21 protein-coding genes are annotated in these 26135 nt (G+C 57.9%); 7 read left to right on the top strand and 14 right to left on the bottom strand.

Going from position 1 to position 26135, the window contains the following annotated elements; translation table 11 throughout:
* Nucleotides 1-9: 9 nt before the first annotated feature.
* The 3 genes from FHT97_RS18750 to FHT97_RS18740 all read right to left on the bottom strand — a co-directional run bounded on the left by FHT97_RS18750 (nt 10) and on the right by FHT97_RS18740 (nt 5691).
* Nucleotides 10-1167, bottom strand: coding sequence for a Gfo/Idh/MocA family oxidoreductase (locus FHT97_RS18750; RefSeq protein ID WP_183757089.1), 1158 nt, complete (start codon nt 1165-1167; stop codon nt 10-12).
* A 225-nt stretch (nt 1168-1392) separates the two neighbouring features.
* Nucleotides 1393-3531 (bottom strand): methylmalonyl-CoA mutase, encoded by a 2139-nt coding sequence (gene scpA / locus FHT97_RS18745; RefSeq protein WP_183863891.1) that lies wholly within the window; start codon nt 3529-3531, stop codon nt 1393-1395.
* 249 nt (nt 3532-3780) lie between these two features.
* Nucleotides 3781-5691 (bottom strand): caspase family protein, encoded by a 1911-nt coding sequence (locus FHT97_RS18740; protein WP_183863890.1) that lies wholly within the window; start codon nt 5689-5691, stop codon nt 3781-3783.
* Nucleotides 5692-6573: 882 nt separating this feature from the next.
* Between FHT97_RS18740 and FHT97_RS31435 the strand changes: the two genes are divergently transcribed.
* The 3 genes from FHT97_RS31435 to FHT97_RS18730 all read left to right on the top strand — a co-directional run bounded on the left by FHT97_RS31435 (nt 6574) and on the right by FHT97_RS18730 (nt 10828).
* Nucleotides 6574-6699 carry a hypothetical protein gene (locus FHT97_RS31435; protein WP_259130200.1) on the top strand — a complete coding sequence of 42 codons (126 nt, stop codon included), beginning with the start codon at nt 6574-6576 and terminating at the stop codon, nt 6697-6699.
* A gap of 263 nt (nt 6700-6962) precedes the next feature.
* Nucleotides 6963-9581 carry a hypothetical protein gene (locus FHT97_RS18735; protein WP_246712674.1) on the top strand — a complete coding sequence of 873 codons (2619 nt, stop codon included), beginning with the start codon at nt 6963-6965 and terminating at the stop codon, nt 9579-9581.
* 221 nt (nt 9582-9802) lie between these two features.
* Complete coding sequence (locus FHT97_RS18730; protein WP_183863888.1) at nt 9803-10828, top strand: hydroxyacid dehydrogenase; 1026 nt, start codon at nt 9803-9805, stop codon at nt 10826-10828.
* A 157-nt stretch (nt 10829-10985) separates the two neighbouring features.
* On the opposite strand, the gene FHT97_RS18725 is transcribed toward FHT97_RS18730, so the two are convergent.
* The 5 genes from FHT97_RS18725 to FHT97_RS18705 all read right to left on the bottom strand — a co-directional run bounded on the left by FHT97_RS18725 (nt 10986) and on the right by FHT97_RS18705 (nt 15740).
* Nucleotides 10986-11123, bottom strand: coding sequence for a hypothetical protein (locus tag FHT97_RS18725; protein ID WP_183757084.1), 138 nt, complete (start codon nt 11121-11123; stop codon nt 10986-10988).
* Between the two features lie 24 nt (nt 11124-11147).
* Nucleotides 11148-12149 (bottom strand): ABC transporter permease, encoded by a 1002-nt coding sequence (locus FHT97_RS18720; protein ID WP_183863887.1) that lies wholly within the window; start codon nt 12147-12149, stop codon nt 11148-11150.
* A 12-nt stretch (nt 12150-12161) separates the two neighbouring features.
* On the bottom strand, nt 12162-13103 hold the full coding sequence (locus FHT97_RS18715) for an ABC transporter permease (RefSeq protein WP_246712683.1): 942 nt from the start codon (nt 13101-13103) through the stop codon (nt 12162-12164).
* Nucleotides 13104-13164: 61 nt separating this feature from the next.
* Nucleotides 13165-14658: a sugar ABC transporter ATP-binding protein gene (locus tag FHT97_RS18710; RefSeq protein WP_183863885.1), complete on the bottom strand. Its 1494-nt coding sequence runs from the start codon at nt 14656-14658 to the stop codon at nt 13165-13167.
* A 98-nt stretch (nt 14659-14756) separates the two neighbouring features.
* Nucleotides 14757-15740, bottom strand: coding sequence for an ABC transporter substrate-binding protein (locus FHT97_RS18705; RefSeq protein ID WP_183757080.1), 984 nt, complete (start codon nt 15738-15740; stop codon nt 14757-14759).
* Nucleotides 15741-15906: 166 nt separating this feature from the next.
* Here FHT97_RS18705 and FHT97_RS18700 point away from each other — a divergent pair, with 166 nt between their 5' ends.
* Nucleotides 15907-17010 (top strand): LacI family DNA-binding transcriptional regulator, encoded by a 1104-nt coding sequence (locus FHT97_RS18700; RefSeq protein WP_183757079.1) that lies wholly within the window; start codon nt 15907-15909, stop codon nt 17008-17010.
* 185 nt (nt 17011-17195) lie between these two features.
* Here FHT97_RS18700 and FHT97_RS18695 read toward each other — a convergent pair whose 3' ends face one another.
* Nucleotides 17196-17438 carry a hypothetical protein gene (locus FHT97_RS18695; protein ID WP_183757078.1) on the bottom strand — a complete coding sequence of 81 codons (243 nt, stop codon included), beginning with the start codon at nt 17436-17438 and terminating at the stop codon, nt 17196-17198.
* A gap of 224 nt (nt 17439-17662) precedes the next feature.
* Here FHT97_RS18695 and FHT97_RS18690 point away from each other — a divergent pair, with 224 nt between their 5' ends.
* Entirely contained in the window at nt 17663-17956 is a 294-nt protein-coding gene (locus tag FHT97_RS18690; RefSeq protein ID WP_183863884.1) for a hypothetical protein, read from the top strand.
* A 222-nt stretch (nt 17957-18178) separates the two neighbouring features.
* Complete coding sequence (locus tag FHT97_RS18685; RefSeq protein ID WP_183757076.1) at nt 18179-18904, top strand: SDR family oxidoreductase; 726 nt, start codon at nt 18179-18181, stop codon at nt 18902-18904.
* A gap of 17 nt (nt 18905-18921) precedes the next feature.
* Here FHT97_RS18685 and lhgO read toward each other — a convergent pair whose 3' ends face one another.
* From lhgO to FHT97_RS18660, 5 genes are all read right to left on the bottom strand, one after another.
* On the bottom strand, nt 18922-20151 hold the full coding sequence (gene lhgO, locus FHT97_RS18680; RefSeq protein ID WP_183757075.1) for an L-2-hydroxyglutarate oxidase: 1230 nt from the start codon (nt 20149-20151) through the stop codon (nt 18922-18924).
* 491 nt (nt 20152-20642) lie between these two features.
* Entirely contained in the window at nt 20643-21167 is a 525-nt protein-coding gene (locus FHT97_RS30870; RefSeq protein WP_246712673.1) for a (Fe-S)-binding protein, read from the bottom strand.
* A 422-nt stretch (nt 21168-21589) separates the two neighbouring features.
* A complete protein-coding gene (locus FHT97_RS18670) occupies nt 21590-22231 on the bottom strand; it encodes a ThuA domain-containing protein (protein WP_183863883.1) in 642 nt (213 codons plus the stop codon).
* 16 nt (nt 22232-22247) lie between these two features.
* Complete coding sequence (locus tag FHT97_RS18665; RefSeq protein WP_183863882.1) at nt 22248-23348, bottom strand: Gfo/Idh/MocA family oxidoreductase; 1101 nt, start codon at nt 23346-23348, stop codon at nt 22248-22250.
* A gap of 33 nt (nt 23349-23381) precedes the next feature.
* Nucleotides 23382-24581 (bottom strand): ROK family transcriptional regulator, encoded by a 1200-nt coding sequence (locus FHT97_RS18660; protein WP_183863881.1) that lies wholly within the window; start codon nt 24579-24581, stop codon nt 23382-23384.
* A 242-nt stretch (nt 24582-24823) separates the two neighbouring features.
* Here FHT97_RS18660 and FHT97_RS18655 point away from each other — a divergent pair, with 242 nt between their 5' ends.
* Complete coding sequence (locus FHT97_RS18655) at nt 24824-26107, top strand: extracellular solute-binding protein (RefSeq protein ID WP_246712682.1); 1284 nt, start codon at nt 24824-24826, stop codon at nt 26105-26107.
* Nucleotides 26108-26135: the final 28 nt, after the last annotated feature.

Here is a 26135-nt window from a genome sequence, read left to right as displayed (position 1 = left end):
GCCGCCCTCTCAAGCCGCTCTTGCGTGCAGGGCTTCGTCGAACCTGTCCCAAATCGGGCGCAGATCGATAACCGCCTTCTTCATCCTTGCCTCGTCCATCGATAGGGCCAGGATGCCGGCCTCGAGGGCATTGAGCGTCGAAACTGGAAGTTCGGTACCGGTACGCACGCTGTCGAGCAAATCTGCCGCCATCTGCTCGTCGGCACCGTAGTGCTGCGAAAGCTCTGTCGCGACGTATTTGTTCTCGACAACCTTCTTGCCTGTCAGCTGCTCATGAACATCGAGATAGCCTCGGACGAAATCGCCCTCGGCCATGCCGCGTGATCCCATAATGGCAAAGCGACGGAACTGGTCTGGAACGTTGAGATTGGTGTGGAAGTTCATTCCAACGCCGTTGGCGTATTCGACGATTGCCACCTGATAGTCGATGATGTCGGCGTCACTGTCGAACACCTTGTCGGACCCCATCCAGCCACTCGGCTTGCGATGAAACAGTTCGACGTCGTTGATACCTTCGCGCACGGGGTCATTTGCGGGGATGAAGCTCTTACGACCGCCAAAGCTTGCAACACGCTCGGGACGCGCGCCGACGACACCGTTATAAAGATCGAGGTCGTGGCAGCATTTCTCCAGCATGAAACTACCCGAATAGCGCTCATAGCGGCGCCAGTCGCGCATGAAAAACGCACCGTGGTAAGGCTCGATATGTTCCGCAGCCTCGATCGAGACAATTTGCCCAAGCTTGCCTGACGCCTGGATCGCGCGGAGATCCTTGTACAGCGGAGAGTAACGCAGAACGAGACCGACCATCAGCCGCTCATGACCAAACTTCGCCATCAGTCGTGCCAGTTCAATGCTTTCGGCAATCGTCGTTACGATTGGCTTTTCGCAGAAAACCTTCAGACCTTTCTCCAGGCCCAGCCTGATGTGGTCGAGATGCATGTGATTGGGCGAGCCAATCATCAGAAGGTCAAGCGTCTCGTTGGCGATGAGCTCTTCCGCAGACGCGTAGGCCGTTCCTGCGGAAATGCCCTGTTCGGCGAGACCAGGCAGGCCTGCTGGATCGGGGTCGACGTAACCGACGATCTCGAAGCTTTCATCCACTGCGGTGAAGACATGGCCAAGGTAGCCGAGCCGGAATCCTAGCCCGATAATTCCAACTTTCATGCTGTTATCTCGTTCCCAACGCGTAATTTATTTTCGTCAGGTTGGGACAAAAATTCGAACCCGTCAACTCGAATCCCATAAAAAGTTGGCTATATGAAATTAATTTTCATGAGCGCTCATTTTCCCAGTCCGATTTTCGTGTCTCCGCGAATAGGGGGCGCCGATGACGATCGAATGATCGTATGAACGGCCACGGTGTCGAACCCGGCAGGCAGGGACGGTCGACTAGCGGTTGCGCCGCTTGCCCTCCAGAAGATCCAGAACCTCATTTGCAGCATCGAGGACATTGGTCCCCGGTCCAAAGACAGCGGCAACACCGTTCTCCATTAGATATGCGTAGTCCTGCCGCGGGATGACGCCCCCGACGACGACAATAATGTCGCCACCGCCCCGCGCCTTGAGCGCCTCGACAAGCTGCGGCGCAAGTGTCTTGTGGCCAGCCGCCAGCGATGACATGCCAATGATATCAACCTTGCTTGCAACAGCAAGATCGGCTGCTTCTTCGGGTGTTTGAAAAAGTGGACCTGCCAGGACGTCGAACCCGATGTCACCAAATGCCGAGGCGATGACCTTGGCCCCACGGTCGTGCCCATCCTGCCCGAGCTTTGCGACCATGATCCTGGGCTCTCGGCCGAGAACCCTGGCGGCAGCAGCCATGCGATCCTTCAGCACCTCGAGCTCGGGCTCGTCCCGGTATGCCTGCCCGTAGACATCCTTGATGACCTCGGGCTCGGCAGCGTGATCGCCGAATACATGCCGCATGGTATCAGAAATCTCGCCAACTGTGGCGCGCGCGCGGGCTGCCTCAACGGCTGCCTCAAGCAGGTTACCCTGACCGCTCATCGCAACCAGTCCCAGCTGATCCAGAGCCGCCGTGACCCTTGCCTGGTCGCGGCGGCGTTTCGTTTCACCGATCCGCTTTACCTGGGCCGTTCGAACAGCCGCATTGTCAATGGCGAGGATCTCGATGTCTTCCTCCGTATCGAGCCTGTATTTATTGACACCTACGATCACCTCGTCGCCCCTGTCGACCGCTGCCTGCCGGCGCGTCGCCGCCTCCTCGATGAGACGTTTGGGAAGGCCCTCATTAACAGCCTTCGTCATGCCGCCGAGTGCCTCGACCTCACCGATCAGCGTCCACGCCTTGTCGGCGAGCTCATTCGTCAGGGTCTCGACGTAGTAGGATCCAGCCAGAGGGTCGACGACCTTGGTCACACCAGTTTCGTGCTGGAGGATCAGTTGCGTATTGCGGGCGATACGGGCCGAAAAATCGGTTGGCAAGGCGATCGCCTCGTCGAAGGAATTGGTATGGAGCGACTGGGTCCCACCGAGGACAGCCGACATCGCCTCGAATGCGGTTCTGACGATATTATTGTAGGGATCCTGTTCCTGTAGCGACACGCCCGACGTCTGGCAATGCGTACGCAACATCAGCGAGGAGGCTTTCTGGGGTTTGAATTCCTCCATGATCCGCGTCCAGAGCAGCCGTGCGGCGCGCAGCTTTGCCGCCTCCATGAAGAAATTCATTCCAATGGCAAAGAAGAAGGAGAGCCGACCGGCGAAATCGTCAACATCCAGGCCTTTGGCGATCGCTGCCCGGACATATTCCCGACCGTCGGCCAAAGTGAATGCAAGTTCCTGGACCAGGGTCGCCCCAGCTTCCTGCATGTGGTAGCCCGAGATAGAGATGGAGTTGAACTTCGGCATCTGCTTCGCGGTGTATTCAATGATGTCCGCAACGATCCGCATCGATGGTTCCGGTGGATAGATGTAGGTATTGCGGACCATGAACTCCTTGAGGATGTCGTTCTGGATGGTGCCCGACAGCTCGGCCTTCGAGACACCCTGTTCCTCTCCGGCCACGATGAAATTCGCCAGGATAGGTATGACCGCGCCGTTCATCGTCATCGACACCGAGACCTTGTCAAGCGGTATGCCATCAAACAGGACCTTCATGTCCTCGACGCTGTCGATTGCCACTCCGGCCTTGCCGACGTCGCCGACAACGCGCGGATGATCGCTGTCATAGCCCCGGTGGGTCGCAAGGTCGAAAGCAACCGAAACACCTTGCTGTCCGGATTGAAGTGCCTTGCGATAAAAGGCATTGGAGGCTTCCGCGGTTGAAAATCCCGCATATTGCCTGATTGTCCATGGCCGGCCGGCATACATTGTTGCCCGCGGGCCGCGCGTGAACGGCGCAAATCCGGGAAGGGACGCGAGGTGCTTGGCATTTTCGATATCGCCCTCGGTATAAAGCGGTTTGACATCGATCCCTTCTGGTGTCTTCCAGACGAGCGACTCCGGCGGCGCCTTGAGCTCTTTCTCCGCAAGAGCCATCCAGTCACCAAACGTTTTCTTCGCCATCCTATCCTCCGGCATTCTTCTTTTGCCGGAAGCTAGCATTTTATTTGCCGGTTGCGCGATAGAGCCATTCGATAATTTGCCGCAAAGCGCAGCGTCAGACGGCAAGCGCGGTCCGTCGATACGACGACTGGATCTCCTTCCGTGGTGAGCAGTTCCTGTCCCGCCGCGTCACGACAGGCGACGCTCCCATTCGATCACACTGCTGCTTTCTCCTCCTGGCCTCTCATGCCGAAGAGTGGGGTCAAGGCGTCAGATCGCAAAAGGCGACTGGGCATCGAACACGGGGTTCTTCGGACCAATCATCCAGTGATTGGGAGATTGCGTTTCCGGCAGCTTCCTCAAGATCGCAGCATGGAAGGCCGCATAGTCGCGGCTGAAGCGGCCATGGTCCCACACGCTGATCAAAGCCGCGGTAAACGCACCATTCCCGGGGCCGTCGAGCGACACCTGATTATCTTGGCATCCGGACATCAGCCGGACACTGCACGAGATCGGTGTATCGGTGGCGCGCTTGACACTTTGCGCTTCCACGCTGGAGAGCGAACTTCCGAGCTTGCTGTAGAAGTCGCGGTTCTGCCGGAACGTCCGACTGGCGATGTTGATGGGCATCGCCCGTGCCAGCGGACTGCTGACAACAGCGACATCGGTAGTGGCGTCGGGAACGACTGCCCTGATGACGGTACCGCTGTGGCAGCTGTCCGAAACCACCAGAACCCGGACACCGGGCCTGAATTTTGACCAGAACTGATAAAGCTCATCGTCAATAAGCTGGCCATCAAACAGGCACCAGGTTTCGTCGACGCCATCCTCTTCGTCGCCATTGAAATCGGGAACCTGGCCACCGTGGCCCGAATAGCTGACGAAGAAGATATCACCCTCCTTCAGCTCCTGCGCCGCCTTCTTGAATACTTTGGTAACGTTTTCGCGTGTCGCATTTTCCGTGAGCAGGAGGGTCGCGTCGTATCCCAGGCCCATGGCAATCTCATGCATGTCCTGTGCATCGAATTCGCAGGCATTCAATGGGCCGGCCCATCCCGCATAATGAGCAGGATCGATGGCATTCAGACCGATGTGAAGCGCGATGCCGCGAGGACCGTCACTGGGCCTAGCACTCTGTGGAACCGCCCTTGACGGTCGCACTGCAGGACGGGCACTGCTGGTTTCAGTTGCCCTCGCAGCCCGCGCCTTATTAGCCCTGTAATCGACATCTCTGGTCCTCGGCTTTAGTTGCTCGATGACGGTCGCGAACTTTTTGGCAACTTTCCTATAGCCATCGTTTGTCGGATGGAGCTCGTCAAACCATTCATCTGCCGGCACCGTGTTGCGGCAATCGATATAGTGGAGCCTTGCTGACGTGGACTGCAGGAGACCAAGTCTCTCGTTGAAGCGATCGATCATCACCCGAGCGATTGCCCGCTGAAGCTCAGGATCGGTGATGCCCCTGGATGCCATGGGCTTGCCGATCCAGGGCCCATTCGCAGGCCTTGCGTAGTCATATCCATGACAGACAATATGAACGTTCGGAAACTTCTGGGCGACCTGCCTGACCAGTTTCGAGTATATCCCTATCGCTTCATCGAGGATGAGATTGAAGGAAGGACGCAGATGCGCGGCCGGCGATTTTGCCGGGTCGAAGTCGAATAGGTGTGCGGCCAGGTTTCCGCCAGCAACGACATCATTGCCGCCGCCACTGAACAGGAAGATCGAGGCTCCGGTATTGGCAATCGCGTCCAGATATTCGGCTTCGCGAAACATGTTTGACAGTGTGTCACCAGCGGCATCCAGACTGAAGACTGCGTAGTCCTGCATCAGGTCGTCTATGACGTCTTCCAGCTTGAAGGGATATTGGAACCAGCTGTCTCCTTCCGAGACAAGGATCGGCCCCCGGTAGCTTCCGCTTCCCACGCGGGCATTGAACGCGAAATGCCTGCGCAGGCGCGCGATGAAATTGGCACTGTTGAGCAGTGCCGCACTCCGCTCCGTGCCTTCTGCCGTTTGCGGCACGCTGACCGTGTCCGGGTTCACGGTCAGAACCGGGTTGAAGGGACCAGATCGGTCTTCATCAACCAGAAAATACCGGGCGAGTTCCTCGTCCGAAAGAGATGCGTCGGCAAGCCGGCGATTGAGTTCTTCAAGAGATATTTTTCCGTTGGAAGGCATGGACTTTCTCCTCTGGCAATGTCGCGGGCCTGGTCGCTCGGATCCGGCTTAGGATTCGCGAAGCAGGTTCGCTTCTCAGATCGGGTCGGGTTGGGAACCGGCCGCATGATGCATCCATCAAAAACTCGTCGAACCTGACTGGCCCCGCCATCGCCTCTGGATCGAGCCACGTGCTGGTCTCCGTTCAGGCCTTTGCAACGGACGTTCCGACGCCTCCTGCGAGCGGAAGAACGAAAAGGGCTATCGTTGCGGTCGGGCATCGACCGTGAACGGATGCCGACGCTGAGGCGGACGGCCCAGTCGTAAAAACACCTTTGCCGTTCCGATGTCGTCGCTCCCACCCAACCGGTGCGGGCATTTTACGCGAGCAGATGACACGTTGGCAGGCAGCGTGTCCGGCGGGGAGGGGCCGAACGATTGGCAAATGGACATAATTGCAAAGGTGCGCGCCATCTATCAGGACTCTCGGCTCTGTAGAAACGCGATCAAGGATGCTCACTATCACGCCCCCCAGGCAACGCGAGCGGACAAAAGTATGCGGCGCATCAACGCCATGACCACCACGACAGGTTAGCCAAGAAAAGCAACCTGAGACAGCCGATCCGGCTCAAGCGAAGATTATCAGAGAATTGGACTGCCAACCTGTCGAGCTATTGGCAATGATGAAATGCAGCCAAGCTCGCGTTGCATTCCCGCAATGATACACCGCAATGTAGAGGTGGCAAGCAGTATATTCAGCGTCCGCTAACATTCGGAAGGCACGACTGTTGAAGTAAATGATTCCAACGATTAGCCTACCATAGATGGTTGAATTTAGACAATATTGGGCCTAAGATACTACTATCGCGCACATTCCCGTAATACGAATGTGGAGGGACGCAAATGACAAAGAAGACTTTGTTTATTGTGGCTGCCTTTGCGCTGGCTCTGGCCATGACAGGCTCGATGGGCCTGCACCCGTCCATTGCGCTGGCCGGTCCATGCAATCCACAGCAACAACAATGCTAGGCTGAACCAACGTTTGCGAGGAAGTCGCAAGGGTGTACTCAAAATCCGCGTACTGGCCATCGACGGTTCCCGATTCATTATGGCAATTTGGTTTGCTTGTACCAGGGAGCCGTAGGGATTTTCCGTTCGTTGGCATCGCGGTAACCGGCCAGTTCGTCCTAGCCTTCGCAGCTGGGTGCGCTCTGATTTGTGCGTTTGCCTGGAAGCGATTTTCAGAACCCACCTACGACGTCAATGCAAGCGCGTTTCGCGACTTCAGGGATTTGACGATCTGGAACCTGAAGGACAGTTTCTCGCTGAGGCGGGCCTACGCGATATACTGCATATCCCTGATCTTCATTTATGCGACGCTTGCGTTCTTTGGGCGGGTGATCGTCCAGCTCTTTGACGCACTCAATGTTTCCGGTCTGCAGATTGGTATGGGGACCATCGAATTCGACTCCTGGAAGTGGCCCCTCTTTCTGGCGCTTGGTATCTCGGGTTTTGCTCCTCTGATCAATCCACTGGTTCCCGCCGAAAACTGGCTACGCCGGTTCTCCCATGAGGTGGTAGGCATTCCGACTCGTCTCAAGGAAAAGACAATCCGCATAAAGACGCTGATCGATGGTGCTCCATCCGATGACAGTCGTCGTAAGGCGTCAGCGCTTGCGCAGCGCGTTCTCGGTCCGAAACTCAACAGCTTTTTTGCGTTGGAGCGAAACCTCAAATACGTCGTCCATTGGTCATATGAAGAACACGTGGAATGGTCCGACCCCGAAATCCGAAGAAAGCTGAACGAGTATGAACGAAACGTCCGCGACGAGGCCGAGAATGCCCTGACGGATTTCCAGTATCTGACCGATCCGGCGAGGACGCCAGACCGGTCAACGGCAGACGAGGACCGGATCAAGGATCTCGAAAAGCGGTTATTGAACAACACCCGCCTGCTCGAAGATCTTCGGGATCGGTTCTCCTTGATCATGGCCATTTACTGCGAGTATGGCTCTCGCTTCGACAAGATGAAGCCCGGCCGCCTAAGAGACAGCATCATCGAGAAAGTGGTCGACAAACGCGAGATGGCGGCGACCGGATTGCCGCTCTACGGGTTCGTGATCGTCTTCGTCGGATACTTCCTCGTAATACGGGCGCAATGGCACCCGCTCATTTCCTCGGTTCCGCTCACTGATCAGGCGGTGGCCATGAGTGCGGCGCTCGAAACAGCAAAGGTCTTCCTGCTGGTGTGGCTGCCGTCGACTGTCGTCGCATCTTTTGTCAGCGTTGTTTACGGCACCGGCCTATCGGAATCTCCGCTCAACAAGAGCGTCGCGTGGGCGACGATCTCCGGTGCAATTGGCGCTTTCGCTGTGGCGGCCAGCGGAATGACTCTCGTTGCAATGCTCTATTCGGCGCTGCCGGCCAGCAACGTTTCCCAGATGTGGCAAAGCCTCTTCGGATCAGGGAGCTGGACGGGTGCACTTCTCTACTATCTTTTGCTTACGCCGGTTGCCATCATTGCCTTCTGCTTCATCAACTCGGTAAGGGCACCGGACAGACCGCCGCGCTTCTCCGTCATTCTTGGCCTTGCCTCGTGTGGCGCGCTCGTGACCCTCGTCTATCTGATCGTGTTCGCCAGTATCACTGTTTCGCAACCGTGCATGGTGGGGAGTCCGGCGCAACCCGCTTCAATATTGAAGGTCGTGTCTTTGTCGGGTCACGACCTGGAGACGTGCTTTGCCTATTACAGCACACTTGACCTCATCGTGATGCCACTTACAGTCTTCTTCTCTGTCCTTGGATTGGCGCCGCGCCGTCTGCGCAGGTCCAAGATCCTCGGCAAGGCGCAGGAAATCGCCGCGACAGGTGTCGCAGTGCTGCTTGCCTGCGCGATCTTTCTTGTTTCAAGCGCCTCATCGGCGCACACGCGGGAAATTGTCATCGGGTTCAGGACAGATATCCCCCCGTTCTCCTACCTTCCTCCGCCGGACGGTAACAACGAAAAAAGGCCATATCTCGGTTATCTTGCCGAGCTTTGCTACGAGATCTTTGACAACAGTGACTATCAGCTGATCCAGGTCCCCATCAATGGAAGGAACCGGTTCTCCGCCATGAGGCAACCACTGCCCGAGCTGGGAGACAGGAAAGTGGATGTCCTCTGCGACGCGGTCACGGTTCGTCTCGACGACCCCGAGCGGACGGGTGCAGGCGTCTTTTCACCCATCGTCTTCGTGTCGGGGGTGTCCTATCTCTGGCGCTCCGTTCGAAGGTTCCGCGACGTCGAGGTCGGCTATCTCGGCAACTCGACCGCCGAACGGGTTGCGAAGGAAGCGTGCACAGTGGACGCGTTGAGGCTGGGGTCCTCAGGCAAGACCCCGGATTGCTTCACGGGACAGCCGACGGAGTGCCGCGCTGAAATGACAGCTGTCAGAAGCCGGGACCCTGAGCCGACGAAATCGCTCAAGGAGATCGGTGCGGCCATCCCCGCCTATGTCCTTTGTCCCATGCAGGATCACGATCAGCTCATCGAGTGGTTCTGCAGCAATACAGACCGGGACAAGGTATATTTTGGCGACCGTGAAATCATCCTGGGAAAGCTGGCCGCCTGGAGAGCGGCAGGGCGAAGCTGCACGGATGTGCGAGACCCGTTCCAGTCCTTTACATACGAGCCGTATGCCTTGTTGATCGCCACGCAGGACATGGCTCTCTTCGCTTTCGTTCAGCATCGGATCTACGAGCTGTTTTCACATCGCGCCGGGGCGGAAGCCCTGTTTTACAAATGGTTTCCTCAACAGACCATGTCCGAGCCTCTGGCGTGGCTTTTCAATCTCAACAGCGTCATGGACCAGGAGCAGGTCATTAGTGGCAAAAAGGAGTTCCCGAACGTCAAACAACGCCACACTCCATGACCCGGAAAAAGCCGCCGCAGAAGTAGCGTAAGTAATTCCCTACCGCTGGTCTACCGTCGATGACATCAGCTGATTGCGTTCGCGTTCGTCGCGCGTCTAGCCATACCTGATCGCCTGGCGCTCATCGTATCATGTCGCCTGGCGCCGGTAAGGAACCAGGCGATCTTGGGTGTTTGTCAACTCGATGCGTGGTAACTACCTTGGAGGAAGAGGAGAACATCATGCCCCGCGACGTGATCTTGGTAGACCCATTGCCGCGAACACTCGACCTGATCATGGAGCCAGGCGTGCGACACCGCCTGGAACAGCTCGGCGAACTTGTCATCTCGGAGGACAAACCGATGTCCGCCGAACAGATCGACGATCTGCTTCCCGAGACCGTCCTTATCTTCGGACAGACGGATATGCACACGGCGCGCCTTAACCGTGCTCAAAGGCTCAAGGCAATTATAAATGTCGAGAGCAATTTCCTTCCAAACATCGACTACAAGACCTGCGTCGAGCGTGGCATCTGGGTTATCACACCTGCAGCTGCCTTCGCTTCGCCGGTTGCCGAGGCAGCATTGGGGCTGGGGCTTGACCTCGCGCGTGGGTTTACCGAGGCGGACAGGGACTTCCGTGCTGGACGCGAACAGTATGGCCTTGCCGGCAACGAAGGCACCTTCCGCTTTGCAGGGGCCCCCGTCGGCATCATCGGCTTCGGCGATCTCGGACGCCAGTTCAGAGAACTGATCCGCCCGTTCAAGAACCCTGTTCGCGTCTTTGACCCATGGCTTCCCGCAGAGGTTATTACGACCGCGGATTGCATGCCGAGCAGTCTCGAAGACCTGCTCTCCGCAAGCCAACTGGTTTTCGTATTTGCAAGCGTTACCAGCGAAAACCAATCCTTTCTCGGCGAGCCTGAATTCGCCATGATGAAGAAGGGAGCAGCCTTCCTCCTCATGAGCCGGGCAGCGGTTGTCGATTTCCCGGCAATGATTGCGGCGGCTGGATCCGGCCATATCCGGGTCGCCACCGATGTCTTCCCGCAAGAGCCGGTGGCATTGGACGATCCAGTGCGAAAGACACCCGGAATCCTGCTCTCCGCCCACAGGACCGGTGGAACGCGTGACGCACTCTATGCGCTGGGCTCGATGGCGGTCGCCGATGCCGAGTTGATCATGCGCGGCCTGCCGCCCCAGCTTTGCAGACGTGCCGACCTGGCAACGGTCAACCGGCTGCGGTCCAAGCCGGTTGATATCTCGTGACGTCGTTCGTCGCCCATTCTCAGGGCAGAAATTCGGCCTGATGAACGACGTCGGTCCCTCAACGGAGAGCGCTTCTGACGGAGCTGAACATTTCGAACGCCGAGGCACGCAGTGACCGAGGAAACATCGGCGCTACATCTGCGGAATCGTTCGGCCCTCAGGCTGGATAACGAACGATTTTGGGCGCAATCGGCACTGTCATTTCCGAAGACATCGGCATCAAGCTCGAATTTGTATCGTTCGACATGCTCGGCCGCTCGTAGAAGGTTTCGATCTCCAGGGAAAAGAACGACATACGCCACTCTCCATCTGTTCCAGGTCAGGTTTCGCTGACGGGTGCCTTTTCGCCGCGCCCCGTCAGCCTTGCCTGCAGCACCACGACCACGAGCAGAAACAGCCCACGGATCACCGATTGCCAGTAGGCAGACAAGGAGATCCAGCCCAGCCCATTTTCGAAATTGAGCACGTTGAATACCATGCCAAGCAACAGCGCACCTGCCAGTGTTGCACCCACGGAACCCGCCCCGCCAGTCAGGAGGGTGCCGCCGACAACGACCGAGGCGATTGCAAACAGTTCCCAGCCCACACCTTCTGTTGGCTGCCCCGCGCCAAATTGTGCCGCGAGGATCACACCGGCAAGACCGGCAAGCAAGCCTGAGCTGGCGTAGACAGCCAGAAGCGTCCGCTCCACCTTCAGCCCCATGAGTGCTGCGGTCACTTCTCCGTCGCCGATCGCCAGAACATGCCGTCCGGATGGCCGACGCTCGAGAAACAACCAGCCGACAACATAGGCGGCGACGGCAATCCAGGCGGGGATCGGAAAGCCAAGCAAGTCGTCCTGTCCGATCGTGGTGAAGCCAGTATCATAGGAAACCGCTACTGACTGGTTGTCGGCAAGAAGCAGCGCCGTTCCATAGGCGGCCAGCATCGCCGCAAGCGTCGCGATGAAGGGTTGAATCCGCATGCGGGTGATGACAAGCCCGTTCAGCAGTCCGACGGCAAGACCAGCGGCGACGCCGCCGGCAAGTCCAGCTATCCAATGATAAGGAGACAGGAGCGCCGAAACGACACTTGCCAGCGCTGCCACTCCCCCAACAGACAGATCGATGCCGCCGGTCATGATCACAAATGCCATCCCAAGGGCGATCAGCGCGAACATCGAATTGTATCTGAGGAATGTCAGTATGTTGAACGGTGAAAGGAAGTTTTCATAACGCAGCGCCCCGAAAACAATAAGGGTAAAAAGCGCAACGACAACCCCAAACCGCGCAAGGTCTCCGGATGACTTCGGCACCAATGGTCTGAAAATCGCAGATAGCATCAATTCATCTCCTCAGGACTTGTGGGCGCGCTGCTGAATGAACACGGCAATAATGATCAGCGCCGCCTTGACGATCAGGGCGGCCGCGTCAGGAACACCATTGGCGAGCAGCGTGTAGCGCACCAGCTGAATCACGAGGGCGCCAAGCAGGGTGCCAATGATATTGGCTCTTCCGCCCGTCAACAGCGAGCCACCGACTGCCACCGCGGCGATGGCATCGAGCTCCATACCCATGCCAACAAGGTTCGCGTCGCTCGCTGAATTGCGAGCCACGACGATCAACCCGGCGAGACCAGCCAGGCCTCCGCTTATGATGTATACGACAGTCTTGACGTGGCGGACGGGAATACCGGTCAGGCGCGCCGCCTTCTCGTTGCCTCCAACGGCGATGATCTGGCGACCAATGACCGTGAAACGGATCAGGCAGAAGGCAAGCGCAGCAACGACAAGCATCAGGGCGACCTGGGTCGGGATTCCGGCGACACGGCCCATCGCAATGAACTGAAAAGCTTCGTTCTTGAAGACCTGCAGATTTCCGTTGGTGATGACCTGCGCAATACCGCGGCCAGCAATGAAGAGCACAAGAGTCGCCACGATTGGCTGGATCGCGAACCGCGTGACCAGAAAGCCATTGAACCACCCAAGCGCCATCGCGATCAGGAGGGGGATGATGAAGGCAAGCGCGACAGCCAATTCCGAGCTTTCGATCCTAAACAACGTACCCATGAAGATCATGGGAGCCACGGCTCCCGATATCGCCATCAGTGACCCAACCGAAAGGTCGATCCCTCCTGTGGCAATGACAAGCGTCATGCCTGTCGCAACGATCACAATGGTCGCTACCTGCGTCAGATTCACGTTCAGGGTTTGCCAGGACAGGAAATTCGGGGTAACAACGATGTTGAATAGTATGAGGGCGAGGAAGGCAACGAATGTCCCATAGCGGCTAAGCATCACGAGGAGTGAGCCACGTGACTGCGACTGGGTTTTGACGGTCGTATCTGAAATCGTCATGTCAATTCACCTGGTGGGCCATAGCCGTCAAAAGGCTGGCCTCTGAAAGCTCTTGACGCGGGAGCTCTGCGACTGACATTCCGTCGCTAAGGACAGTGACGCGGTCTGCCGCTGCAAGCAGTTCCTCGAGTTCCGAGGAAATCATCAGGACACTCAACCCTTCATCCGCGAGGCCCCTAAGCAGCTTCAGTATCTCGGACTTGGCGCCGATATCGATGCCGCGCGTCGGTTCGTCGACGATCAGCACTTTAGGATCGGTGCAGAGCCATCGCGCCAGGAGGACCTTCTGTTGATTCCCACCGGAAAGCTCCTTGATCGGCTGGTCAGGAGACGCGCACTTCACGCCCAACGATTTGATGAAACGTTCGACGATAGCGTCCTGCCTCGCACGATCAACGATCCCTGACTTCTTCAACTTTGGAAGCAATGCGAGCGTCATGTTCTCACGGATGCTCATATCGGGAACAATGCCATCCACCTTGCGATCCTCGGAGACCAGTCCGATTCCATCGGCAATCGCGTCAGCAGGTTCGTCATAGTGTCGTTCGGAACCCTCAAAGCGGATTGAACCACGTTCCAGCCGGTCGACACCGAAAATAATCCGCGCCGTCTCGGTGCGACCGGAACCCAAAAGCCCTGCCAGCCCGGAAATCTCTCCTTTGCGCACCGAAAGGCTCACGTCGCGTACCCTCACACCCGAGCCGACGGCCGATAGGTCAAGCCGGACGGGCTTCTCCGGTCCTTCGGGGCCATCGCGACTGATCGCGGCGAAGGCTGCAAGCTCGCGTCCAAGCATGTGCCGGACCAGTTCCACCTTCGGCATCGCTTTCATGGTGCTGACGGCGACGGTCTGTCCGTCCCGCATGATCGTCACGCGATCACAAATCGCGTAGAGCTCATCCAGTCGATGGCCGATGAAGCAGACTGCGACGCCGTTACCCTGAAGTGTGCGGATCGTATCGAAAAGAACAGCGACCTCTCTCTCGTCGAGGGAGGACGTCGGCTCGTCCATGATCAGGAGCCTGGCATTTTGCGTAACCGCCCGTGCGATTGATACCATCTGGCGCGTTGCGGCGCTGAAGCTCGCAACAGGCCGATCGACATCGATATCAAGCTTGAAGGTTTTCAGAACCCGCCGGGCGCCTTCGCGCATGGCGTGGCGATCCAGAAATCCAAATCGACGCGGCTCGCGCGAGAGGTAGATGTTCTCAGCCACCGAACGCTGCGGTGCAAGATTGATCTCCTGGTAGATCGTGGCGATGCCTGCCGCCTGGCTTTCGGCGGGAGACGAAAACACTATGTCCTGGCCATTGAACCGGATCGAGCCATCGTCACGATGATAGGCACCTGTCAGGATTTTTATCAGCGTCGACTTGCCGGCGCCGTTCTGGCCAACCAGCGCCATTATTTCCCCTTCGGCAATCTCGAGTGAAGCCGAGCGCAAGGCCGCTACACCGGAAAACGACTTTGATATTCCCTGCATGGATAGAAGCATCGCCATACGCTCCACGACATCCTGACGCACATGCTTTGACAGAAAAACCGGCCGGTGCGGCAAAAGCCGAACCGGCCGGAAGCGATCAGACTGGGAGATCAATAGGCGCCGGCAAGCTCCGCCTTGGCGTTCGAGCTGTCGTAGAACTTATCATCATTGATGAGCTTCGGCTCAATCTTTTCGCCCTTGGCATATCGAGCCATCGTTTCGAATGCCTTGGGGCCAAAGCGCGGGTTGCACTCGACCACGGCACCGATCTTTCCGTCGACCACGAGGCCTACGGCTTCCTTGCCACCGTCGATCGAGAGAACGAGAATGTCCTTGCCGGGGACCTTGCCGGCTGCCTCGATCGCCGAGATTGCGCCGATCGCCATTTCGTCATTGTGGGCGTAAACGATGTCTGCATCCGGATGGGCCTGGAGGAGTGCCTCCGCAACCTGGCGGCCCTTGTCGCGAGCAAAGTCTCCTGATTGCGATGCGACGATCTCGAAACCACCGGCAGCCTTGATCGCCTCATCGAAGCCCTTCTTTCGGTCGTTTGCAGGAGACGCGCCGGTTGTTCCTTCGAGTTCGATAATCTTCGTCTTGCCATTTGCATTCTTGATGAGCCACTCGGCAACGCGCTGGCCTTCCTTGATGAAGTCGGAACCAATGAAGGTCAGATAGTCTTCGCCGGCCTTGGCAAGCTTAGGATCGACACTGCGGTCCAGCAATATGACCGGAATACCGGCTTTTTTCGCAGCCATGACTGCGGGGATGAGTGGCTTCTCTTCGCGTGGCGCGAGGAAGATCAGATCGACACCCTGAGCAATCATGGAGTTGACGTCCGCGACCTGCTTGGCAGCGGAGCCGGCAGCATCTGTATAGACCAGCTGATAGCCGAGCTTCTCGGCCGTTTCCTTCATACTGTTTGTCTGCGCAATTCGCCATGGATTGTTGGACTCGGTCTGCGCAAAGCCAACCTTGTATTTCTCTTTCTGCTTTAGTTTCGGAACATCCGCCATTGCGGTGGCGCCGGCAACGGCAATCGCTCCGAGGGCCGTGGCAGTAAGCATGAATGTACGACGTGAGAATGTAGCCATCTCAGTTTCTCCTCCCAAAATATTCCGGTATTCCTCCGACCGGCCGTGAGCAATAGACGCTTCACATGGGCGGATATTGTCGCTAATATTATTAGCAGTCAAGCGCCATTTTATGAGCACTTGCGAAATGCTGATTTGCGACGCAGCAAATCGCGGGAGGAAAAGTATGGGCAATCAGAATGGCGGCGACGTTGGTCGGCGCGGTGGTAAAACCCGGCCAACCATGACTGATATAGCCAAAATTGCAGGCGTGTCGCAATCGAGCGTGTCACTGGTTCTAAACGAGATGTCGGGATCGCGCATCTCTCCCGAAACACAGGCGAAGGTGAGAGATGCTGCTCATAAAATTGGTTATAAATTACCTGGTGTCCGAAATGAGGCTCCCGCCGAGACGATCGAGAAGGACACAATCGCTTTCATCGTCGACGAAATCTCAACCAGCCCGCATCCCGTCGTCAGCCTCGATGGCGCACGCGACTACGCCTTTGAGCAAGGCTTCCTCGTTTCCGCGCACGCAACCCGTTCCAATCCCGAACTCGAGGAGGCTGTGCTCCGGTCGGTTCTGCGCGACCCAAGCATCATCGGCGTGATCTACGCGACGATTTTCACGCGAAAGGTTCACGTGCCGGAAGGCCTCAGGAACACACCGACCGTCCTTTTAAACTGCTATGCGGAGCCGCGTCAGCAAATGGCAATCGTTCCGGGCGAGGTCGCCGGCGGCTTTTCCGCCACTGCGCACCTGACCGCGCTGGGACATCGACGGATCGGCTTCATCAATGGCGAGCCCTGGATGGATGCGGCAATCGACCGGCTCAAAGGCTACAAGCAGGCGCTTGCGACCGTCGACGTAGCCTTCGACGAGGCTCTGGTCCGCAATGGCGACTGGCTGCCCCTCAGAGGCTACGAGGCCGGCCTTGAACTTCTTTCGCTACCCAGCGCTCCGACCGCGATCCTCTGTGGCAACGATCTGATGGCAATCGGCGTGATGGAGGCTGCAGCGGAAAGGGGCCTGCGTGTTCCGGAGGATCTGTCGGTCATGGGTTATGACGATCAGGAGCTCGCTCGTTACACGCATCCTCCATTGTCGACGCTTGTTCTTCCTAACTACGAGATGGGCCAAAAAGCTGCAGAGGCGCTGATCGACATGGCCGTCCACGGCAAGAAGCTTCGCCCGATGACCATCAAGGTCGACGGTCCGCTGGTGGTCCGAAATTCCACTGGCAAACCCTCCAGTCAGGCAAGAGCAGTCGCAGGAGCAGAGGTGCGCTAGGGCTCTCGCCACGTCCATGCACAGCGAAGACGAACCGACATTGAAGCCGGTGGATCGGCGCCTATGGAGCTGAGAACCAGGAGAAGCAGGCAGCAACACTGGCGTCCGGACCGAATGGCTACCGGCGCGATAGGGACATTACGAGACCGTTGGCGCCACCCCAACAGCAATTGGGGCAAAGCTGCTCAGCGCCAATAGGTGTAGTCATCTCGAGCTGAAGCACGGCCTGCGAAAAACCCTAGCGTGAAGGCGATGGCGCCAATCCCCAACAGCAGGCTCGTCGCTGTTTGAGGATGTGCAGCCGCACCAGTTGCGAGCGCTGTCGTTTCCCGCCTTACAGCTTGGGTGGCCGTCTTCGCCGCCCTGCGAAGCCCTTCGGGAGGATCACTTGGAGATCCGGTAAAGCCTGCCTTGATGTCTTCTGCCATCTTGTCCTCCGTTCCATCAATCAACAAAGGAAACTGACGGGAAGGAAACGTGTTCCGAAAGAGGTAGCTTTCGCGCGGCAAACAATGGCTTGAGTGGTACGCGCGCTTCCCTGGCGCAATTGGCTTGGAACAAATTGGGGGCTTACGCGCGTTCCTCCCGGACAGGTCGTGGCAGCCAACCGGTTGAATACGACGCATGGATAGCAATAGTTGGGATGAACCACATGAGAAAGTCCATTTTTCCTGTAGTTGCAGCCGCCATCACGGTCAGCAGTTTCCTTGCGGCAACCGATCCTTCGCTCGCCCGGTCCCATCATCACCACCACAATACCGGAGCGGCCATAGCGGGGGGCATTGCCGCCGGAGTGATCGGTGGGCTTGTCGGTGGGTCCATCGCCAATAGCCAGGAACAGCGCTACGTCGATCCGCCGCCGCCTCGCTGTTGGCACGAAGATCGACGGGTGCAGAACCAGTACGACGGCGATTGGCATATCGAAAGCGTGCGTGTTTGCGAGTGATTTGCACTGGCAAGGTCTGGCGATGCGAAAGCTTCTTTTTACAAATGCGCTTCCCGAGAGCCAAGGTTCTTGCCAGGCTTCGTGCGCCCCGGCCAACTCCACGCAAACTGGTGATAGTGAATGGGATCGACCGTGAACATGCGTGTGCTCCAGATCGATTTTGGGAACGTTTCGAGCTAAGTCTTGTCACCGGCAATATCATCAGGGGTCTCGAGGGCGATAATGGACTGGACTGGAAAGCGGGTTCTTGTCACAGGCGCAGGCAAGGGAATTGGGCGGGCTACAGCCGTCATGTTAGCGCAGCGAGGCGCCTCGGTCGTCGCACTGACGCGCAACCCGGACGATCTGCAGTCACTGCAGCAGGAAATGAAATGCGAACCGATCTGTATGGATCTCGCCAATCTCGATCGGATCGGTGAGGAGGTCGCATCGGCCCTTCCCGTCGATATGCTGGTCAATTGCGCCGGCACCACGATCCTTCAGTCCTTCATTTCCAGCACTGTTGAGGACTTCACCCATGTCCTGAACGTCAACACGGTCGCTCCAATGGTCCTGGCGCAGGTCATAGTACGCGATTGGCTTTCTCGCGGACTTAAGGGTGCAATCGTGAACGTTTCGAGCGATGCGGCTCGTCGAGGCTTGGCAAACCATACGGCCTATTGCTCGTCGAAGGCGGCCCTTGATGCCATTACCCGTGTTATGGCTGTGGAACTCGGCAGCGCCGGCATTCGCGTCAACAGTGTCAATCCGACCGTAACTTTGACCCCGATGGGGGAGCTGGCATGGAGTGACCCTCTTAAGGCGGACCCGGTCAAAGCGCGTATTCCACTAGAACGGTTCCTTTCCCCGAATGAAGTCGCCGAAGCGATCCTCTTCCTGCTGAGCGACGAAGCATCAATGGTTACGGGCATATCTCTGCCCGTCGATGGCGGCCTTGCTGTTTCGTGAAGGGGGCGGCGCAGCAGTCACGCTTCGGCCTGCGCAGGGATGGCGTCTGAAGTCCCGTCATCACGATCAAGCAAACGATCAACGATCATTCGACCGATGGGAATGGCCGATGTCGCCGCAGGGGATGGGGCATTGCAGACATGCAGCATCCTGTCTGTCTGTTTGAACAGAAAGTCGTGCACGAGAGTGCCATCGGCCATGACCGCCTGTGCGCGAATGCCGGCCTGTGGGTTTTGAAGATCGCTGATCGTCAGCGACGGGCAGTATTTCTGACACTCAGTCAGATAGCGTGTACGCGAGGCGGAATTGGCAAATTCCAACACCGCCGAACGCCAGTTCTTCCTCGCCATTTTCCAGAAACCGGAGAACGTGGCCATGCTGTAAACGTCTCGAGGTGAGAAGCTGCCTTTAGCGTAGCCTTCGCGTGAGAATCCAAGCACTGCGTTGGGTCCCACGGTCATTCCACCATCAATCGTTCGCGTCAGATGTATTCCGAGAAAGGGCAAGTCAGGATCCGGGATCGGATAGATCAGGCGCTGCGTCACCTTCGCCTTGGATGCAGGCAACGAATAATATTCTCCTCGGAAAGGCACAATCCGATGATCGATTTTCATCCCGGCCATCAACGCGATCCGGTCTGACTGAAGGCCGGCGCACGCAACCAGTCTCCGGGCTTCGACGACCACCGCCGATGTTTGGACCCGTACGCCTTTCTCATGCTCAAGGATGGCCAGGACCTCTTTCCCACGGATGATTTCGCCGCCCCGATCCACGATTCTCTTGGCCATGGCGCGGCACACAAGCGCGTAGTCGACAATCCCCGTGGAATGAACGAGAAGGGCGCCCATGCCCGCAATATTCGGTTCATCGGCTCTCAACTGGCCAATTGTCAGCCTGGTAAAGTCAATTCCATTGCACTGCGCCCTGTCCTCGAGCGCCTCCATCCGGCGCATCTCTGCTTTGCTCGTAGCGACAAGCAATTTCCCGCAGGTTTCGAAGGGGATGCGGTTCTCGCGACAGAACTGCTTTGTTGCTTCCGCCCCTTCACGACAGAGCTTTGCCTTCAGGGTACCGGGAGCGTAGTAAATCCCAGCATGGATGACACCGCTATTGTGGCCCGTCTGATGCCTCGCGAGCTCTTCCTCTTTCTCGAGGACAATAACTTTGGCACCAGGAACTCTTTCCTGCAACGCCATCGCAACGGCCAGACCGACGATGCCGCCCCCAATGATGCAATGATCATACATTCCGGTCCCCCAATGGTCCGCCCTACGCCAACAGGCTAGCATCCACGCACGCCATCGTCTTGCGATCCTTATGGCGTATGTCGCAAAACGTCGTTCACCCATCTCTGCCAGAAAGACTAACCGCAGCCGCCAGGAGAAGCATCCGCGCCTGTCGTGGCGGCCACTGGAGATGCGCGCAGCCCGCAGTTCTGTCAGTTGCTGCCGGACGTTTTGAGCAATCCTTGCTCCAAGCAACAGGATCAAGTGCCATGAGTCCGTTCGAGGCAAGCGCTTCCGAAAACAACGAACGCGCAGTCAAACGGCCAACCGACCTGGCGCATCTCACGTCTACCTCGAACCGGCATCGATAGCGTCGGCAATCCATCGCATCGGCTGCTCGCTGCGAACAGATGCGAACCGCTCCGTTTGACAACGGCATGAGAAGCCGGAAACCATGGCGTCCTTCTGTCCTTCGTGCTGCCCCGCCCAGGACAAATCGAAAACCCGCGTGCTCAGGTGCTGATGCCGCTTCTGGTGGCCAAACAATCCAGCCATGCCGCAACATCCCGTTGCGGCGAGTTCGACAGGCGCATCGAGTGCGGCGAAGACCTTCTTCCATGCGTTCGCGCCGGGACGCCTATTTTCGCTGCAATGAAGGAAGAGTTTACGCGCAAGCCAGTCATTCTTTCCGTCATCGCGTTCGTGATCCGAGGCGCAATTGCAAATACCTTGCGGTACCGCTCGATGATCCATGAATACTCTTCCAGTCGCGACACCCCGTCAGCGAGAGGGCGCCGACGTTTCTGATAAAGCGTGCCGAGGAAGTGGGATTTCATCCGGGGTATATCGGTCTGGACTGGACATCCAGTGGCACAGCCCTTGCAGCCAAGACATCCGTCGAGTGCCGAGAGCATATCGCTCTCCAACTGTTCGTCTGCGTAATGTTGCCGATAGGCCCGGTGCCAGTGTCCCAGTGCGTCAGCGCGGCCCTTCGGGGAGTGATGAAGGTCTCGCGTCACCTTGAACGATGGGCACATGACATTGCTGCGTTGATAGCTCAGACATTGAGCATTGCCGTTGCATTTGAACGAAGGCTGAGCGGATCATTATCCGCGGCATTCACGGCGCGAAACGGCGTTGTCTCAATGCGACGAGCTTCCCGGGATTGAATCCGTTGTCCCGATTGAACGCCTGCTTGATACGGCGAAACGCATCATGCCGCAGCTCCGACAAACGCCACCAGGTATGCTCTGCGCACACCTTGCCGTGCTCCCAGAAAATTCCCCCACTCGGCCAATCGCCGATCTCCGCCTCGTCCGCTCGCTGTCCCTGCTTACCCGCAGCCGCTCAACTCCGTCGCCGACCGCTGAACGCTTCATCTGACACCGTCGAGGAATTCGTACGGTATCCTTATTAAATACCGGAGCGGCGATGGACCGCACCGGCATATCATGTTGCCTCAGCGTGCTGCCCAGTTCGCGCCGCGTCGGAAGATCGTCTTCATCTCGGGCACCAAGAACTCCTTGGCCTGATGACCGAGGGAGGAATAGAAAACCCGCCCCTTTCCATATCTCCGCTTCCATGCAACCGGCATTACAACGCCGTCGATCCAATAGGCATGGTCGCCGGTGAAACGCGTTGTCGCCAGCACCTCGTTCGACGGGTCGACATGCATGTAATATTGCTCGGACGTGTAGGGGAAGTCGCCGATGCCTTCCATGACCGGATCGTCAGGGCGGGTAACGTTGACCGTGTAGTCGATGATATTTCCAGGGTGGGCGACCCACTGGCCGCCGATGATGAACTGGTATTCAACGCAGTCCCGAAAGCTGTCACCGGCGCCACCATGGTATCCGGCAATGCCAACCCCACCTTCAATCGCCGCCGCCAGGTTTTTGATCTCTTCCTTCTCGATCTTCGACATCGTCACGATGGGCACCACGAGGCTGAGGTCGTGGACCGATGGGTCTGCAAAGGCTTCGGTCGTATGCTCGACGTAGACCTTGAAGCCGTCCTCCTCCAGCATGTCCTTGATGATTGCCGCGCATTCCTGGGGCTCATGGCCACTCCATCCGCCCCAGACGATCAGTGCTTCACGCATATTTTCCTCCTGATAATTACTTCGCCAAGCGGCCGTCGACGAGCGACTGTGCCAGCGGCGCGGGCCGTTCTGTTTGAGTGCTTATGTTGACCGTACGGCCGCTCGCGGAAGCAGTGTGGAACGCTTCCATGACCTCAAGGACATGCAGGGCGAGGTCGCCATTTGCGCGATGCGTACGGTTCGAGCGGATCGCGTGCGCCATGTCGGCAACGCCGATCGAGCGATAGTTTCCGTCGCCATAAGGCGCTGTTGGTTGCTGCAGCTCGAAGGTCCCACCCTTCCTCAGCACCTCCACGTCGCCACCGAAGTGGTTCGGGTCGGGGACGATCAGGGTTCCCTCGGTTCCGTAAAGCTCCAGCGGAACGTGCCTATGACCGGCGACGTCGAAACTCATGCCGATCTGGACAACAGCACCGTTCACGAAGGCCATGAGGCCCGCGACATGGGTAGGGACGTGCACGGGAATATGCTCACCATTTCGCGGCTCACTGGTAATGACCCGTTCTTTGCGCGGCGTGACGGCGAAGCCCGCCACCTGCGCAACCGGTCCAAAAAGATTGACAAGATCGGTGATGTAATAGGGTCCCATATCAAGCATCGGTCCCCCGCCCACTTCATAGTAGAAGGCAGGGTTGGGATGCCAGCGCTCGTGGCCGGGGCACATGAAGGTCGCAGTTCCCCCGACGGCCTGGCCAATCACGCCCTGATCGATCAGCGTGCGCGCGGTCTGATGGCCGCCGCCGAGGAACGTGTCGGGTGCGGCGCCAATGCGCAGACCCCTGGCTTTTGCCGCGTCAGCAAGCCGCTTGCCTTCCGCAAAATTGATGCCGAGCGGCTTTTCCGAATAGGCGTGCTTGCCGGCCTCAAGCGCCTGCAGGCCAACCGCAACATGCGCCTTCGGTATCGTCAGATTGACGATGATCTCGACCCTGGGGTCGGCAAGCAGCTCATCGATGCGTCGTGCCGGCACGTTGAATTCGTTGGCCCTTGCCACAGCCAGATCATGGTTCAGGTCTGCCACACCACGAACATCCAAGATGGGGAAGGACGCCATCGCTTTGAGGTAGGCGCCTGAGATGTTCCCGCACCCAATAATGCCGATACCGACTGGTTCCATTATTTCCTCCCGTTGAATGTCGTGATTTGTTGATCAGAGCGCCGGACCGGTAGTGTTCCACGGCGACTCGTAGAGTTCATACAGCGCTACCGCAGCTGCCCCCTGCGCCCAGAAGTCGTCGGTCGAATCGTCAAAGACAAGTTCAGCAACTCCCTTCAACGAGGGGGGAACCGCGAGTGAATAGGCGTTTTGCAAGCTGTCGAGAAACGGCTCGCCGAGCGCCAGGCTCGAACCGACAAGAATGACGCGGGGGGGCGCAAACAAAGTGACGATGTTGGCGATCGCCACGCCAACGGCTTCTCCAGCGCGGATGGCGGCACTGATCAAGGTGTTATCTTCGGCCTTGATAAGGGCTTGAGCATGCGTCATTCCGCGCCCAAGCCGGATCGCCTCGGCAAAGCGGCCACTGGCAGGTTGGTCACCCAGAATTTCGCTCTCTCCAGCCTGGCTGGATAGTCTCACGACGCCGCGCGGTCCCATCCCAAGGACCAGATCGCCGAGGTTGTGGCTAAGCCCGCCGGCGCCCCGGAACAACTGATTGTCGTGGAGCACCCCGAGACCGAGCGTCTGTTCCAGAGAAATAAGGACCATATCCTCTAGATCGCGCGCCTTTCCAAACCAGTGATGGGCAAGCGTGATGGCGTGTGCATCGCTCTCCACGATTGTTGGCGTGTTTAGGCGGGCTGTCATCTCGCCGGCAAAATCAACATTCGTGTCGCGGAATATCTGGCTGCTGCGAATATGACCGGTGCGATGCTCAATCACGCCGGGAAGGCCAAGGCAGACCGTATCGATATCTTCGAGCGAAAGCCCGGCATCGACCACGCAGCGCCGCACGCCATCTTCCACAAGATCGGCAATCACACCGATCGGCTGTCGATCGATCCGAATGGGAAGGGTGAGTTGCGACAACACGTCGCCACGAAAGTCGGCCACCACGAAAACGAGGCGGTTCGCGGCAATCTTGGCGCCGACCACTCTTGCGGCATCCGGGTTGAGCTCGAGCATCACCCGTGGCCGGCCGCGTGCCGCTTCATTGCGAATGTCGCCCTCGTGGCGAGGCAGGATGAGCCCGTCATCGAGGAGAGAGCCGGTGATCGCCGACACCGTCGTCGTCGACAGTTGCGTTCGCTCACTGATCTCGACACGCGATATCGGCCCGTGACGGCGGATCGTGTCCAGCACGTTCAAACGATTGATCGCGCGCATCAATTCGGGATCTGCGGTCTTCATGTGGGCGAGCCGGCTCTTCCATGTCCCGTAAAGCGCACGGGACTCATAATTTCAACGGTATGCGAATTAAATAACGCGTCGCCGCCCCCCGATGTCAAGGAAAAACTGTCATTTTTCTGCAGGGTAGTTGACATTCGCCAAAACCTCCCGATGATTTAATCCGCATAAGGGAAAAATTGAAGAGGACGATTTTTGCCCTTACTGGAGGAGAAATCATGTTTGACCATATGAAGGCGAAAGCCATGCTTCGCAGCCGTTTCATCTCTCGCTCTGCAGCGACCGGACTTACGCTCCTGATTGCTGCGGGAAGCGCGGCAGCAGACACGACAGTCAGGTGGCTGCATCTTGAACTCGATCCGAATTACGTCGCGATTTGGCGCAAGATCGCGGACAAATACCAGGCCGAACACCCCGGCGTGAAGATCGAAATGCAGTTCCTGGAAAACGAGGCCTTCAAGGCGAAGCTTCCGACGTTGTTGCAGTCGAGCGACGCGCCGGATTTCTTCTACAGCTGGGGCGGTGGCGTGCTGAAGCAGCAGCTGGCCACAGGGACGCTGATGGATCTCACAGAGGCGATGAACGCGAAAGACGGTGCCTGGGTAAAAACGTATAACCCGGCGGCAGTCAAGGGCCTGTCTTATGACGGAAAAATCGGTGCCGTGCCATTCAAGATGGGAACCGTCTCTTTCTTCTATAACAAGGCGCTCTTTGCCGAGGCCGGGGTCGATGCCGCCGGCATCAAGTCGTGGGACGACTATCTGGTTGCCGTAAAGAAGCTCAAGGATGCCGGCATCGTGCCGATTGCTGGCGGTGGTGGCGAGAAATGGCCGATCCATTTCTACTGGAGCTATCTGGTCATGCGTAATGGCGGCCAGAAGGCATTCGAGGCGGCGAAGGCTGGTGATGGCGAAGGTTTCAACGACCCGGCGATCGTCAGGGCCGGCGAACAGCTAGCCGAGCTCGGCAAGCTGGAGCCGTTCCAGCCGGGGTATCTCGGCGCCACCTGGCCGCAAACCCTCGGCGTCTTCGGCGACGGCAAGGCGGCGATGATCTTGGGCTTCGAAAATACGGCGGCGAACCAGCGCACCAATGCCGGTGACGGAAAGGGGCTCGATCCCGACAACATCGGTCGCTTCGCATTCCCAGCGGTTGCCGGCGGCGCTGGCGCCGTCACAGACACTCTCGGCGGCTTGAACGGCTGGGCGGTAACGAAAAAGGCGCCCCCTGAAACGCTCGATTTCCTCGCCTACCTGACGAATGCCGAAAATGAGCGCGAAATGGCAAAGGCCGGCATGCTCATCCCTGTCACCGTCGGTGCCGAGGATGGTGTCACGAACCCCTTGTTGCACCAGTCTGCAGAACAGCTGGCGCACTCGACCTGGCACCAGAACTTCTTCGATCAGGATCTTGGCCCCTCCGTTGGCCGTGTCGTGAACGACGTCTCCGTGGCCATCGTGTCAGGTCAGATGAGCCCTGCCGACGGATCACAGCAGATCCAGGAAGCCTTTGAGCAGGATCAGCTCTGATCACGACTGTCGCGGCGCGGAGAGATAT

Origin of the sequence: Rhizobium sp. BK399, from assembly GCF_014194695.1 — a bacterium.
GTDB lineage: Bacteria > Pseudomonadota > Alphaproteobacteria > Rhizobiales > Rhizobiaceae > Rhizobium.
The sequence above is the reverse complement of the archived record's forward strand: the minus strand, read 5'-3'. Positions and strand labels throughout refer to the sequence as shown.